This is a genomic window from Collinsella sp. AF37-9 (assembly GCF_003475115.1).
Lineage (GTDB): Bacteria > Actinomycetota > Coriobacteriia > Coriobacteriales > Coriobacteriaceae > Collinsella.
Window position 1 is genome coordinate 1 of record NZ_QROQ01000012.1, and the last position, 15,196, is coordinate 15,196.

The window sequence follows — 15,196 nt, forward strand, 5'->3', positions numbered from 1 at the left end:
AGGCGGGGCATGCCCCGCCTCTTACACCACATCTCTGCGCGCTACCTCTTGCTTTTGGACAAATAGGGATTTTCGGCACTCATTACAAGGAAATTTGCTGCTACTAAATTGGTGACAGTACTCATATTTGGCATTTTTTGCACACAGAGGTCCCGAGGGGGTTCCGAGGGGTCGCGGTTTCGCCCTTTTTGCGCCGAAGCGATACACTGGTACCGTTTGATTTCTTCGCTCAAGGAGGATGCGCATGGCGTGTACAACGATTTTGGTTGGTAAGAACGCGAGCTACGACGGATCGACGCTTGTCGCCCGCAATGAGGACTCGTCCAACGGAGTGTTTGAGCCCAAGCGCATGCGCGTAGTGCATCCCGACGAGCAGCCGCGCGTCTACACGAGTGTCCTGAGCCACCTGACCGTTGAGCTGCCCGACAATCCCATGCGTTACACAAGCGTCCCCGACGTTGTCCCGGGTCACGGCATTTGGGCCGAGGCCGGATTCAACGAGCTCAATGTTGGCATGTCCGCAACCGAGACGCTCACCACCAACGAGCGCGTCCGCGGCGCCGATCCGCTCGTAGACTATGTGCCCGCCAAGGGCAACGAGGGCGAGGACGGCTATGTGCCGGCGCAGCCCGGCGGTCTGGGCGAGGAAGACATGGTGACCCTGGTGCTGCCGTATGCCAAGTCCGCCCGCGACGGCGCGCGTATCCTGGGCGACCTGCTCGAGCGCTACGGCACCTACGAGAACAACGGCATCGCCTTTAGCGACGTTGACGAGATCTGGTGGCTCGAGACCATCGGCGGCCATCACTGGATCGCCAAGCGTGTGCCCGACGACGCCTACGTGACCATGCCCAACCAGCTGGGTATCGACAGCTTTGACCTGGACGACGCCGAGGGCGCCCAGGCCGACCACATGTGCTCCGCCGACCTGCGCTCCTGGATGGCCGAGTGGCATCTGGACCTGACGCTGGGCGTCGAGGGCGACGGTCCCGCCGCGGTCTTCAACCCGCGCGAGGCCTTTGGCTCGCACAGTGACGGCGACCACGTCTACAACACGCCGCGCGCCTGGTACATGCAGCGCTGCCTCAATCCCAGCGATGTGTGGGACGGTCCCGACGCCGACTACACGCCCGAGAGCGATGACATCCCCTGGAGTCGCGTGCCCGAGCGCAAGGTGACCATCGAGGACATCAAGTACGTGCTTTCGAGCCACTACCAGGGCACGGAGTACGACTGCTACGGCAGCAAGGGTACGCCCGCCACGCGCGGCGCCTATCGTCCCATCGGCATCAATCGCAACAGCCAGCTCGCCGTGCTGCAGCTGCGCCCCTATGCACAGCCGGCGTATCGCGCCGTGCAGTGGATGGCGTTTGGCTCCAACTCGTTTAACGCACTCGTGCCGCTGTACGCTAATGTCGAGACCATGCCCGAGTACTATGCCGACACGCAGGCTCGCGTGACGTCCGAGAATTTCTATTGGGCAAATCGCCTGATCGGTGCCTTGGCCGATGTCCGCTTCCATGAGTGCGGTCGCGCGGTCGAGGATTATCAGGAGAAGGTCGGCGGCATGGGCCACAAGCAGATTCACGACGTTGACGCTGCCGTAGCCGCGCTGCCCGAGGCCGAGGTGCCTGCCGAGCTCGCGCACGCCAACGAGGCCTTTGCCGAGCTCGTGCGCGTGGAGACCGATGCCCTGTTGGGCAAGGTGCTCTACACCACGAGCTGTGCCATGAAGAACTCCTTCGCGATGAACGACAACGTGAGGTAAAAGCCGCATTGCAGCGAGCGAGCGGGACAAACGCCGTCAAAGGCTTTGCCCCGCTCGATTTCTATCTTGGCGGTAAAACGATTTTGTGTCGTTCACCCAATCTTGGGTACAAGAAAGCCAATGCAGTTGTTCACGATTGGAGCCAACCATGGTTATGAAATTCGATCAGCTTGTTAACGGTGCCATCAACGTGGGCTTTGGCGCTGCCGCCGTTGCTGTCGAAGGCGGCAAGAAGGTCCTCGACGACCTTAACACCAAAGGCGAGCAGGTCCGCAAGGACACCGCCACCCCCGATATCGCCCGCAGCGTGTCCGACATGTTCGAGCAGGCCGGCGGTACCATCTCCGATCTGACCGAGCGTCTGGGCGTGCAGGGCGAGACCGCGGCCCAACGCGTGCTCGACGAGCTCATTCTGGCTCGCGTCCGCGTTATGACCGCGCCCGAGCGTACGGCCTTCCTGGCCCATGTGCGCGACATCGTCGATTCGGTCGAGGACAACGTGACCTCGGTGCCCGTCGAGTCCGTTGAGCCCGACGATGCGAAGGATACCGAAGAGGCCGAGTAGCAGCGCAGATGGCAGATTCCACCACCGATTACAACAATCTAGATCCCTTGGGTGACGAGGCGGCGGTTGTCGATGAGGTCGACGCCGCCGTCTCGGGCGCTCGCAAGAAGCCGCGCGCTGTCGATATGGTGCCAGAGGAGCCCGACGCGATGGCGCCGGACGAGGAATACCAGCTCACGCCGGCGGGTCGTCGCGAACGCATCGGGCAGATTGTTCGCCTGGTCAAAAAGTACCGTGTGTGGGATAACCTCACGCCGGTTCGTTTGCGCCGCCTGCTCGAGGAACTCGGCCCCATGTTCGTCAAGATGGGGCAGATTCTGGCCAACCGGTCCGAGATTCTGCCGCAACGCTTTTGCGACGAGCTGCGTCGTCTGCGCTCCGACGTGGAGCCGGTGCCGTACGAGGTCGTACTCAGTTGTCTGGAAGAAGAATATGGCCTGCGCCTGGGGGAGATGTTCGATGCGATCGACCCCAATCCGCTTGGTAGCGCATCGCTCGCGCAGGTGCACCGCGCTCGTCTGGTGACGGGCGAGGACGTGGCCGTCAAGGTGCAGCGCCCCGGTGCGCAGCAGGTTATGGCACAGGACATCGATATCATCCGCTCGGTGGTGCGTATCGTTTCCAAGTTCGTCAACACCGATCAATTCGTTGACCTGCACGGCGTAGTCGAGGAGTTGTGGACCTCGTTTCGCGAGGAGACCAACTTTTTGGCCGAGGCCAAAAACCTCAACGACTTCTACGAGTTCCATAAGAGCGTTCATGGCGTGACGTGTCCTAAATCCTATCTGGACCTGTGCACCGAGCACGTGGTGGTTATGGACTACGTCGACGGCATTTCGATCGCCGATCCTGAACGCTTGGTGGCCGAGGGCTATGACTTGGAAAAGATCGGTGCCGCAATCGTCGAGGACTACTCGACGCAGGTGCTCGATGACGGCTTTTTCCATGCCGACCCGCATGCGGGAAACATTATTCTCAAGGACGGCATCGTTTACTTTATCGACTTGGGCATGGTCGGACGCATGTCGAGTCACGATCGCGGTATCGTCAAGGACATGATTTTCGCCGTGGCCGAGGGTGACGTGCCCAAGCTCAAGGATTCGCTCATGCGCTTCGCCGTGACGCGTGGCGACTCGGCTGAGCTCGATCATTCGGCCTTTTTGTCCGATTTGGACTTTATCGTGGCTGACTTTGCGGGCCTTGACCTGAAGGATCTGGATATCGGCGAGTTTTTGACCTCGCTGTTAAACCTGGCGCGCAAAAACGACGTTGAGCTGCCGAGCGTGGTAACGATGTTTGCCCGCGGCATGGTGACGCTCGAGGGCCTGCTGACTGAGTATATGCCCAACGTCAACATGATCCAGATAATCCAGACGCATATCAAAAACGAGAAGAGCACCTATGCGCGCGTGCGTGATATGGGACGCGATCTTGCCGCGAGCAGCTATCGCGCGGCAAAAGGCTCGCTCGAGGCGGCCGAGTATCTGGGCTTGGCTTCGCGTATGCTCACGCGCGGCCAGCTTAAGGTGAACACGCAGATCATGAGCAGCGATAAGGCGCTGCGACAGCTGGGCGGAATTATCGACCGCATGTCGATGGCAATTGTGATCGCCGGTCTGTTTATCGGTTCGTCGGTGGTGTACTACGCACGCATCGAGCCGGTTGTGTTTGGTATCCCAGTCATTGGCTTTATGGGCTACGTGAGCGCGCTGGTGCTGGCGCTTATGCTGGGCCGCAATATCTGGCTCAACAGTCACGGCGGCAAGCACTAGAGGCTGCGACCGTCACCGCATTTTCCTATCGCAAACAATAGTTTTTACCTTGGGCTTCGCCTGCGTGCGAGGCCCTTTTGCGTGCTACCATATCGACGGTAATAATCGATGGTCTAGATGGTGGTGCGGAGACGCACGAATGCGCGGTTTTCCTGCGCGTTTGGGAGAATCGGGGTGCAAGTCCCCAGCTGTACCAGTAACCGTAATTCCTCTTGGCTCGGGATGTTCGCGTCGCAGATCGGACGACGTGCCCGAGTCGTTAAGGTTAAGTCGGATCGCCTCCCATCTTGCATGCGGCTGCGGCGTATGCCGCCGGTGTGCATAGGGCTCTGGAGGGAAGGGGGACCCCGATGGGGGAACTCGAGCGCAACATGCGCGATGACGTGGGGCAGCCTCAAGGCAACGCTCCAAGTACAGACAGTAGGAGACAAATGGATATGTTTGTGGACGAGCGCCAGCGCGTCTCGCATCGCCGAGGCGCAATTGCGCGCGGCGTAGCCAAGCGCGGCCTGGTGGCATTCCTGGCCTTCGCGATGGCCTTTGGCACCACGCCGGCTCAGCTGTGGGCCGAGGGCGCCGAGGGCATTGCCGAGGCTGTGGCTCAGGCTGCGACGCCGGACGAGGGTGCAGCGCTTGCGGGCGGTGCCGCCGAGCAGAGCGGCGCCGAGGTTTCAGATTCTGGGAGCACGCCCGCAGCTAGTGCCGCCACAACAGGGGCGGCAGCTGGCGACGAAGGCTCGGCGACGGGGGAGAACCCTGCCGCGAGTGAGCAGTCTTCGACGGTAGCCGCTGACCAAGCAAGATCTGCCGCCGCGGCTGCCGTCCAGACGGAGAGCCCGACAGAAACCGGCGATGTCGCCAAGAAGCAAGTCGAGGTCTCGTTCTCGATTATCGGCACCGATGCCGACGGCAAGGCTCAGACCTGGGTGGCACCTACGCAGCTCAAGCTTGACGAGGGCGCGACGGCTGCGGATGCCTTTATTAAGCTGCAGGAGAAGACGGGCTTCGAGGCGGACTACGATCCGAACACGGCATACGGGTTCTACCTCAAAAGCATCACATCCCCGAGCGATGGCCGCACGCTTGCCTACGATCCGACGACTTATGCCTTCTGGCAGCTGTTCGTCGATGGCGCGTCTTCCTCGGTTGGCGCGAGCAGCGTCAAGCTCACCCAGGGGCAGAAGATTGAGTTTGCCTATACGGCTGGTAGCGTGTCCCCTGTCGTTAAGGACCAGGTTGCCGCTAATGTGACCGTCATTGGTCGCGATGCCCAGGGCAAGACTCAGACTTGGGTCGATAACGCGCAGTATGTGGTGACGTCCGGCTCGAGCGCACTTGACCTTACGAAGGTCGCGCTCGAGGCGAATGGCATCGACGCCGTTGCTGCGGGCTCCTTCATTCTGAGCCTTAAGTACAACGGCGTTGAGCTGGGTACGCCGTTCGATTATTCGACCTGTTGGCAGCTGTTCATCAACGGCAAGTCGAGTGACTATACGGCGGACAATGTCACCATCCATGCCGGCGATACCGTTACGTGGTTCTACGGTGGCTGGGGCGACCAGCTGCCCTCCGATTCTGTCCATGCTTCTGTTCAGGTACTTGGTAAGGACAAGGACGGCAAACAGCAGGTTTGGGCCTCGACGGGCCAGACGAGCCTCAAGGCAGGATCCACTGCTAGGGATCTGTTGGAGCAGACTGGTCTTGAACTCAAAGCTACAGAAGAGTCTTGGGGCTGGTACCTCAGGGGCATTACCTCGCCGCTTGATGGTGAGACCTATTGTGGCTCTGATGCTGCGACCAATAGCTATTGGCGCTTCTACGTAAAGGGCAAGTCCGACGTAAAGTACAAGTTCGCCGACGTTGGCGCCGGTGCCTACAAGCTCCATGAGGGTGACGCCGTCACCTTTATGTATGCTGGCGACAGCGATGCCCTTCCTGGCCAGGTTCTTGGGTCTGTCGATGTTATCGGTCCCGATGTCAACGGCAACAATACTCGCTGGGGCTCGGCAAGCAATGTTTCCCTGCCCGAAGGCTCTACGGCCCAGGACCTTATCGAAGCGGTTCTGAAGGCAAAGGGCGTTACGTACAACGGCTCCCAGAGCGGTGAGTACTGGTTCCTCAATTCCATCGACTCGCCGTTCGGAGGCAAGACGTACGGCTATGATGGTGCGACCAATAAATACTGGCATCTGTATATCAATGGAGAGCCCTCCTTACTCTGCGCCAATCAGATTACGCTCAAGAGCGACGATAAGGTTACGCTTGCCTATACCACCGACGATTCGCCCATGCCCGATCCCGACAAGATTGTCGTGGACCCGAGTGCGACGACTCCTGATTGGGATGCCGAGTGGGCCGGCTACGGCAACAGTGGCAACGGTTCGACCGTAACGGATGCCAAGACGCCTGCGCAGGCCGCTGGTCTTAAGTGGGCCTTCGATTGGAAGGCCGAGTCTGGCCAGCAGTATGCCAACTGCAGCGAGCCTGTCATTGCTAACGGTTTTGTGTACATCGCGACCGAGAACGAGCTCATTAAGATCGATTCGTCCACGGGTAAAAAGGTTGCCTCTGCGCCGCTTGCCTCCAAGGTGAGCTATACCTCTCGTCCGATCTATACCAATGGCCTTATCATCGTTCCGCTCAACGGCGGTGCGGTCCAGGCGATTACTGCGGACAAGCTGATCTGCAAGTGGCTGACGCCAGGTTTGACGGACTTGACGCAGAGCTCCTGCACCGTGGTTTCGGATGGCGAGTACGTCTATGTTGGTACGATCGATATTTCGTATGACGAGAACTACAACGCGACCTACGGCAACGGCTCCCTGAAGCGTATCAAGATTGCCACGGGCGAAGTCTCTTGGCAGAACATTGACCCTTCCGAGGGCTATTATTGGACTGGTGCTGCGCTGACGGATAAGTACACCATTGTTCCTACGAGCGCGGGCACGCTTAAGTGCATTGATAAGACGACGGGCGATGTCGTTTCGACTATGAAGCTCGGTGCTCTCGCGAACGCCGACTGTGTCGCCGATCCGTCCAATGGTTCGACCTTCTATCAGATGACGCACGATGGAAAGCTCCATGTGATTTCGCTTTCGGCGAAGGGCGTACTAAGCGAGCAGAAGACGGTCGACCTGGGTCTTACTAATAACATGAGCGCACCGGCGGTGGCTGGCGAAAACTTGATTGTCGGCGGACAGACGGCTACTGGCTCTGCTCTGGCTCTCTATAATCTGAAGACCGGTAAGACCACGATGGTCACCGCTGCTGACGGTAAAGAACTGCCGGCCGGATTTAACGGTATTGCTGCTACTCCGCTGGTGAGTGTTCAGGGCGGCAAGACCTACGTGTACTTCACCGTGAACAGCGCGGATAGCAAGGATTACGTCAACTACTCTGCTGGTGGTGGCGTGTATCGCTATACGCTCGGCGACGCAGAGGCGACGCAGATTTATGATGCGGCCGGCCATTACCAATACTGTGACTCTCCGGTCATTGCCGATGCTTCTGGCAACCTCTACTACATCAATGATTCGGGCATGCTGTTCAAGCTCGGGGCTGTTGAGTCTTGGACGGTTGCCTTTAATTCCAACGGCGGGTCTGCTTGCGACACTAAGTTTGTGGCTACGGCCGACGGCAAGCTGGTCAAGCCGGCCGATCCGACGCGCGATGGCTACACTTTCGGCGGTTGGTTCACCGATGAGGCTTGCACGCAGGCGTATGACTTCAGTACGCCGGTGACGGCCGATCTGACGCTGTATGCCAAGTGGACCAAGAATGCCGTTAACCCTGGCGGCAATGGCGGTTCTGGCACTAATGGTGGCAACGGTGGCGCTGGCAACGGTTCCGGCGCTGGCGCTGGCACTGGCACTGGCACTGGCACGGGTTCCGGCTCCGGCACGAAGGGCCAGCAGGCCGGCGGCGCTATCGCCCCGGGTCAGAAGCCGGTGACCAAGACGACGGTGTCGACCAAGACCGAGACCAAGGACAACAAGTCCGACAAGAAGGACTCCGATAAGTCCGATAAGAAGGACGAGAAGAAGTCTGACAAGAAGGACAGCAAGTCCGACAAGAAGTCCGATTCCAAGTCCGATACGGGTGCTGCTTCCACGACCACTGCTAAGAAGTCCTCTAGTGCTTCCGAGCAGGAGACTGGCACCAACCCGCTCGCCATCGTTGGCATCGCCGCCGGCGTCATCGGTCTCGCCATCGTCGGCGTGTTCGTGTTCACCAAACGTCGGTAGGTGAGGGCTGTGTCCAATAAATCCAAGGACGCTGACCCCAAGCAACCAGATTCCTCGTTTATCCAGCTTGACGATGCAAAGCAAAAGGGCGCCGCTTCGGCGGCGTCCGCCCCTCGCCGCAAGGCGCTCCTCGGCGTTCTGATTGCCGCATGCACCATTCTGATCGTCGTCTCGCTGGGTTTCGTCCATCCTTCCGCAAGCGGTGCCTGGTCTATCGACTGGATCATTCAGGCCGTGACGGGGGAGAGCGTCGTCACCAAGGACACCAAGGCGTCTGGCTCGTCTGCCGCTTCGGGCGAGGCCAGTTCCAAGGATTCCAAGTCATCGAATGACGCAAAAGATGAGTCCAAGCATTCTGATGAGTCCAAGTCCAAGGACGATTCCGAGTCTTCAAACAAGGAATCGGACAAGAACTCGGATAACAAGAAGTCCGAGGACCAGGACGGCAAGAAGTCTGGCGATAAATCCGCTGCCCAAAATACGGGAGCCGGTGATACTTCCAATGCGTCTGGCGGTGCTTCTTCGGGCGGTGGCCAGTCGTCTGATGGAGTTTCATCCTCTAATGGTGGAAACGCCTCCTCGGGCGGCCAGAGCGGCTCGCAGGAGTCCAGCTACGTAACAGTGACGGTTTCGGTCACATCGAGCGCTGTGGGCAATCCTGTGTCTTCTGGTGGCACCTTTACCTTTAACGAAGGCGCTACCGTCTACGATGCCCTGTGCGCGCTGGGCCTTTCTGTCAACGCACATGGCTCGTCGTACGGCACGTATGTCTCCGCGATTGGTGGTTTGGCCGAGAAACAGTACGGCGGTACGAGCGGCTGGATGTACTCCGTCAACGGCACAACGCCCATGACGGCCTGCAGCAACTACGTTCTCTCCAACGGCGACAACGTGGTCTGGTATTACGTTACAGGCTAGAGGCCTCGACATAGCGCGCCAGACGGGCGGTTCGGACAAACATCCGGGCCGCCCGTTTTTCATGCGAATGGGATTGGGTCGCCGGGTCTCTCGGCAAACAAAAACCGGTTGGAACGGGAATTCCAACCGGTTATACATTCAAGCAAATAATGAATCGACTACGACCGTGCGCCCTCGAGGAAGAAGCGGCGGCTGAAGTAGTTGTACCAGGTGACGAGGAACGTGGCGATGGCCTTCATGGCCTGGTAGCCGATGCTCAAAAACGTGACGCCCACAAACATGTATAGGTCGTTGAGGCCCAGGCCGATCACCGACAGGATGGTGAAGATCGTGAACTCGCGCTTGCGGCTCATGCCCTCGCGGTGGTCGAACACGTACTTCATGCTGAGCCAGTAGTTGACCACGACGGACGTGGTAAACGAGACCGTGGTGCTCATCAAAAAGTCGAGGTGAAACAGCTCGACAAGCGCAATGAGCATACCCCAGTCGATGCCAAAGGAGATAAGACCCACGACAGCGAACTTGAGGAACTGCTTGGTATGAGGTTGTGCCAGTGCCTTGCGCACGTAATCACATCCAATGCGTTGATGAATCGAGCAGAGGATACTTTAGAGCTTTTGCAAGGGAAGCGTAAGGTCTTTGCCAAGAACTATACGAACTCGCCAAATTTTCAAGAGCTAATCCGCAAACGTTGAAAATTTGCCCGTAAACGAGCAAAGCCCACGAACAACACAGCGCTTGACGCGCGTCATCCGTGGGCATTGTAAAGCTGTAAGGTTGCGAGTTACTTGGTCTCATCGCCTTCCAGGAAGATCTTTCGGGTCACAAAGTTGTAGACCATGACAAGCGCGGTGGCGCAGATCTTGGCGATATTGGCCTCGAGTCCCAGGCCGGCGTTGAGTGTCAACACGATACCGTCGTTGAGTGCCAGGCCGATCACGGACAGCACGACAAAGATAATGAACTCGCGGCGGCGGCTCATGCCTTCCTTGTGCGCAAACACGTACTTCATGCTGGCGACGTAATTAAAGATGAGTGAGATGATAAAGCCGCTGGTGTTGGCGATTAGGATGTTAAGGCCCAGACCGTAGTGGAGCAGATTCATGATGCCAAAGTCGATGACCGTGGCGACGATGCCGACGACGCCAAACTTCATGATCTGCGCAAGGAGCTTCTGCATGGTACCTGCCTTAGGGTGGCGCCGGGACGCCGTGGGGATGATAAACTCAGCAAGTTTAGCCAATCCCCACGGGTGGTGCTAGGCGCGCTCCTCGATAGCACCGTTTCTATATGCATCGAGCAGCTGGCGCAGGTCTTGGATCTGGCTGCGGATCTTGGCTCCGGAATCGGTGTCGCTCACCATGCGGCGACGGTCTGCTTGGTCAAAACGGTTGGTCTCGCTTTCGATGTCCACGTTGCGCGTGAGTGCCTCGGCAACCGTCGTAAAGGCCCGGTGCGACTTGAGGCGGCAGCCGCGCGAGCTCGAGATGAGCGTATAGCCGGCGATACCCGTCTTGGGGTGGTAGGCGCGGCAGAAGCCGCCATCGATGACCAGCAGCTTGCCCTCGGCGCGGATGGGCTGCTCGCCCTTGGTGGTCTTGACGGGCGTGTGGCCGTTGATGATGTGACCGGTCGGTGAGCATGCCATGGGCGCGACGCCAAACTCGCGCATGATGTCATTGCAGACCGAGGGCGACTTGGTAAGCGTAAAGTACGGGTCCATCGGCTCGACCCAGGTGCTCTTATCGGCGATATAGGCGCGCTCAAAGGTGCGCACCAGGCGTCCGCTGGCGGGTGAGTTAAAGCCAATCCACAGGTACCACATCCAGTCGAGAGCGTCGCGGTCGCCCACGCGCCAGGCGCGGCGGGCGATGTGGTCGCAAAAATCGAGATAATCGCGGCCAGCGTGCCAGGTGCCCAGGCAGTTCATGCTGCTAAAGGTGCCGTCTTCGTTGAGCGGCACGCAGCCATGGAACAGCAGGTTGCCGTTGGCGACCTTGTATATCGAGCCGTGGGAATAGAGGAAATCGATATGGCGATGCAGGTGATCGGCGGTGACAAACTCGGACACGAGCTTGTCGATGATGTGCTGCTCCTGGGGCGTGAGCGTATAGGGGTCCGTCGGGTCGACGGTGGGGAAGTCGTTGGTCGTGAGCGGCCACACGCTGCCGTCGGCGAGCGTGACCGTGCCGGTGTCGTGGTCGATCTTGTCGAGTAACAGGCGGTCGGTCATGTCGAACTCGGGATGGCGCTGGATAATCTGACCCTCGAGCTTAAAGAGCAGCACGTTGATGGCCTTGATCAGCGGGGTGATGGACTCACCGGCGGTGTAGGTGGCATCGGCAAAGGCGACAAGCTCACGCAGCGAGATGCCGTAGTCGTTCTCCAGGATCTCGTAGTTGTCGTAGCGTAGGTTGTTGCGCAGCACCGTGGCGATGCAGGCGGGCTCACCGGCCGCAGCGCCCATCCACAGCAGGTCGTGGTTGCCCCACTGGATGTCGAGTGAATGGTAGGTGAGCAGGCGGTCAATAATCTTGGCCGCGCCGCCACCGCGGTCGAAGATGTCGCCCACCAGGTGCAGGTGGTCGACGGCCAGGCGCTTGATGAGCGAGGCAAGCGACTCGATAAAGTCGTCGGCGCTTGCGGTCTCCAGGATGGACTCCACGATGCGCTCGTGATAGCGCACGCGATAGTTGTTCTCGTCCGGGTGCGTGTGCAACAACTCGTCGATGATATAGGCGTAATCGCGTGGGATGGCCTTACGCACCTTGGAGCGCGTATAACGGCTCGAAAGCGAGCGGGCAACCATAATGAGTTGGTCAAGCATCGTCTTGTACCAGGTGGGCGAGTCCTCGCGCTGGCTGCGGACCAGCTCGATCTTCTCGCGCGGGTAGTAGATGAGCGTGCACAGCTCGCCCTTCTCGTCAAAGGAGAGCGTTTCGCCAAAAATCTCGTCGACATGCTCGCGCACGACGCCCGAGCAGTTGTTGAGGATGTGCATAAAGGCTTCGTACTCGCCATGCACGTCGCTCATAAAATGCTCAGTGCCTTTGGGCAGGTTGAGGATGGCCGAGAGGTTGATGATCTCGGTAAACGCGGATTGCTCGGTGGGAAACTGTCTCGACAGCAGGCGCAGATACTTGAAGTCTTGCGGATTGCGATCGAATGCGACCATGAAACACCTTCCGATAGGGCTGGTAAAACTGATAAACAGCGTAAAACGTTTATCAGTATGCGCCGCTTTTGTTTCGATTGGGGATGGGCAGCCGAATTGTTAGCCGAACGGTTTGGTAAATCGATTTAGTGGAGGTAGATATGGCGGTTGAGTGGAGACGACAGAGGGTGTTTTCTCAGATATTTATGCGTGGGGCCGGTGGAGACGATGGTGGTAAAGATGTTCGCTATTTTTGGTTCGATTTGGTAAATAGTGGACATATGTACCGTATGTAGGCTCACTGTGCGATAATTTGCGCAGCAATGAGTAAGGAGCCTCATATGAGTGATTTTGTCCTGACCTGTGAATCCGCCGCCGACCGAACCCGTGAGTTCTTTGCGTCGCGCAATATCCCTGTCGTGTGTTTTCATTACGAGATCGACGATGTTGTCTATACGGACGATCTGTATCAGTCGATTACGCCGGACAAGTTTTTTGCCCAGATTGCCGCGGGCGCCATGCCCAAGACGTCTCAGGTGAGCGTGGGTGAGTACGAGGAGTTTTGGGAGCCGTTTGTTGCCGAGGGCAAAGACGTGCTGCACCTGACGTTGTCATCGGGTATTTCGGGCACGTATGGATCGGCCTGCGTTGCGGCGCAGATGCTCGCGGATCGCTATCCCCAGGGCGGCAAGGTGCGCGTCATCGATTCGCTGGCGGCGTCTTCGGGCTTTGGCCTGTTGCTGGAATATGCCGCCGACGTGCGCGATAGCGGGGCGTCACTCGACGAGACGGCCGCTTGGATCGAGGAGCACAAGCTCAACCTGCACCACTGGTTCTTCTCGACCGATCTGTCGAGCTACCTGCGCGGCGGTCGCATTTCGGCCGCGAGCGCGATCATCGGCACGGCGCTTAAGATTTGCCCGCTTATGACGGTCGATTGCGAAGGTGGGCTGTCGCCACGTGAGAAGATTCGCACTAAGAAGCGCGCGATTTCCGAGATGGCTAAGACCATGATGGCACACGTGCAGGACGGTGCGGATTATTCGGGTAAGTGCGTCATGTCGCACTCGGCGTGCCGCGAGGATGCCGAGGCAGTTGCGGCGCTGATCGAGGAACAGATTCCGCAGCTTAAAGGCAAGATTGAGATCAATAACATCGGTACTCTGATTGGCTCGCATACCGGACCTGGCACGGTGGCGCTCTTCTTTATGGGCGACAAGCGCGTGGATTAATTTGCCCCATCACATCGCTGCATGATTGCTCAAACGAAAACGGCCCGCCTCACGTTTGTGGGGCGGGCCAAGATGTTTTGCTAGCGTTTCTTTCCGCGGAAGAAGAAGCCGTGCAGTGACGGCTTGAGGCCGCGGTTGGCGCGACGCTCCTCGATATGATCGTGGATCGAAGCGACGCGCTCGATAACCTCGTCGGGAATCGGCACGTCGGGATTCATGTTCTCGACCTGGCTGACCTCGGCGGCGGCGACCTGGTCGATAATGGGCACATCGTCGTGCGAGATGACAGGCGTGGCGTCTTCTTTCATCTTGCGGTAGCGCTGCATCATGTCGGTCTGTAGCTGCTGGGCCGAAGGCGGTGTCCAGATGATGGCGTTGGCACCGGCGGCGATGGTCTCGCGGATGCTCTCGGGCGTCTTGCCGCCCGGCGCGATGAGCGGCAGGTTGGGATAGTGCTCGCGCAGTTCACGCAGGACCTGCGGCGTGTTTTTGCCAGCGGCGATGTTAAGAATCTTGGCGCCGGCGCGCACCTTGGCGTGAGCATCGTCGTCGCAACGTACGACCGTGGCGATGACGGGGATGTCGGCGATGTTGGTGATGTGCTCGACCATCTCGGCGGTGGCGGGGGAGTTGACCACACAGCCCGCCGCACCCTGCATCTCGGAGACGGCTGCCATCTGAACGGAGCGCTTGCCGGTGGTGGTGCCACCGCCCACGCCTACGAAGACCGGGCACTCGGCGACGGTCAGCAGCGCCTGCGTAATGGCGGGCTGCGGCGTGAAAGGGTAGACCGCAAAGACGGCATCGGCGTTGGAGTTGCGGATAACCGCGACATCAGTGGTGTAAATGAGCGACTTGATGCGGCGGCCGAAGAGCGTGAAGCCGCTGGCCTCCTCGATCTCGTCAGGCATGCGAAGGGCCGCCTTGCGCAGGCGCCCGTCGATGGGCAGCGGCTCCATGGGAAGCAGTCCGTTGGGGGTCACGGCTACCTGGGGTTCGGTGAACTCGTCTGCGAGCTCGACCTCGGAGAAATCGACCGAGGCGACAATGTCCTCGTGAACCTCGGCGGGAACATCGATGGGGGCTTGGTCGTTTGCCGTGACCGGCGTGTCGAAGGAGCTGGTGCCGACAAAGGCGTCGACGCGCTCGTTTAGGTCGTTGAGGGTATCCATGGACGCTCGATTCTATGCGATGGTGGTCGGCAGGGTGCCGGCAGCGCTGTGCTTGCTAAATCGTTTGACGAGTTGATTTTTCCCCGCCGCGCCATCCGTTAGACCGAAGGGCCGGCGAACGTGAAGGAGCTGTGGTGGCGGGAATCGAGGTGCTATCTTGAAAGTCCCGTATGCAAAAGAAAGGTGACGCGGTATGGAATTCTCGGCAATGTTGGGCTCGATTGGCCTGTGTGTGGGCGCAATCGTTGCCGCCGCGGTCATCTACTTTGTGGTCACGGCCATTAAGGGTAAAAGGGCCGAACGCAAGGAGCGCGCGATGCTTAAACAGCATCGCGACCAGCAGGGCAAACGCGCACGGAGATAGCTTGTTG

Annotated in this window: 11 protein-coding genes; 7 read left to right on the forward strand and 4 right to left on the reverse strand. The window is 59.0% G+C overall.

The annotated features are described in order from the left end of the window. Window positions 1-244: 244 nt before the first annotated feature. The 5 genes from DW024_RS05010 (at window position 245) to DW024_RS05045 (ending at window position 9,267) form a co-directional block, all read left to right on the forward strand. On the forward strand, window positions 245-1,768 hold the full coding sequence (locus DW024_RS05010) for a C69 family dipeptidase (protein WP_118377112.1): 1,524 nt from the start codon (window positions 245-247) through the stop codon (window positions 1,766-1,768). A gap of 148 nt (window positions 1,769-1,916) precedes the next feature. Beyond that, window positions 1,917-2,333 (forward strand): hypothetical protein, encoded by a 417-nt coding sequence (locus tag DW024_RS05015; protein WP_118377113.1) that lies wholly within the window; start codon window positions 1,917-1,919, stop codon window positions 2,331-2,333. A gap of 8 nt (window positions 2,334-2,341) precedes the next feature. Next, a complete protein-coding gene (locus DW024_RS05020) occupies window positions 2,342-4,105 on the forward strand; it encodes an AarF/ABC1/UbiB kinase family protein (protein ID WP_117639742.1) in 1,764 nt (587 codons plus the stop codon). Between the two features lie 431 nt (window positions 4,106-4,536). Beyond that, window positions 4,537-8,349 (forward strand): DUF4430 domain-containing protein, encoded by a 3,813-nt coding sequence (locus DW024_RS10060; protein ID WP_158572162.1) that lies wholly within the window; start codon window positions 4,537-4,539, stop codon window positions 8,347-8,349. Between the two features lie 9 nt (window positions 8,350-8,358). Next, complete coding sequence (locus DW024_RS05045) at window positions 8,359-9,267, forward strand: DUF4430 domain-containing protein (protein ID WP_233541338.1); 909 nt, start codon at window positions 8,359-8,361, stop codon at window positions 9,265-9,267. Window positions 9,268-9,425: 158 nt separating this feature from the next. Here DW024_RS05045 and DW024_RS05050 read toward each other — a convergent pair whose 3' ends face one another. The 3 genes from DW024_RS05050 to DW024_RS05060 all read right to left on the reverse strand — a co-directional run bounded on the left by DW024_RS05050 (window position 9,426) and on the right by DW024_RS05060 (window position 12,442). Beyond that, on the reverse strand, window positions 9,426-9,833 hold the full coding sequence (locus DW024_RS05050) for a GtrA family protein (RefSeq protein WP_055250894.1): 408 nt from the start codon (window positions 9,831-9,833) through the stop codon (window positions 9,426-9,428). A gap of 218 nt (window positions 9,834-10,051) precedes the next feature. Next, window positions 10,052-10,447: a GtrA family protein gene (locus DW024_RS05055; protein ID WP_055250892.1), complete on the reverse strand. Its 396-nt coding sequence runs from the start codon at window positions 10,445-10,447 to the stop codon at window positions 10,052-10,054. A gap of 78 nt (window positions 10,448-10,525) precedes the next feature. Then, window positions 10,526-12,442, reverse strand: a complete 1,917-nt coding sequence (locus DW024_RS05060) for a fructose-1,6-bisphosphatase (protein WP_118377114.1) — start codon at window positions 12,440-12,442, stop codon at window positions 10,526-10,528. 320 nt (window positions 12,443-12,762) lie between these two features. Here DW024_RS05060 and DW024_RS05065 point away from each other — a divergent pair, with 320 nt between their 5' ends. Further along, a complete protein-coding gene (locus DW024_RS05065; protein ID WP_117839725.1) occupies window positions 12,763-13,653 on the forward strand; it encodes a DegV family protein in 891 nt (296 codons plus the stop codon). Window positions 13,654-13,733: 80 nt separating this feature from the next. On the opposite strand, the gene DW024_RS05070 is transcribed toward DW024_RS05065, so the two are convergent. After that, a complete protein-coding gene (locus tag DW024_RS05070; RefSeq protein WP_118377115.1) occupies window positions 13,734-14,825 on the reverse strand; it encodes a hypothetical protein in 1,092 nt (363 codons plus the stop codon). Between the two features lie 193 nt (window positions 14,826-15,018). On the opposite strand from DW024_RS05070, the gene DW024_RS10065 reads away from it, so the two are divergent. Beyond that, a complete protein-coding gene (locus DW024_RS10065; RefSeq protein WP_158557554.1) occupies window positions 15,019-15,189 on the forward strand; it encodes a hypothetical protein in 171 nt (56 codons plus the stop codon). The last annotated feature ends 7 nt before the right edge of the window (window positions 15,190-15,196 follow it).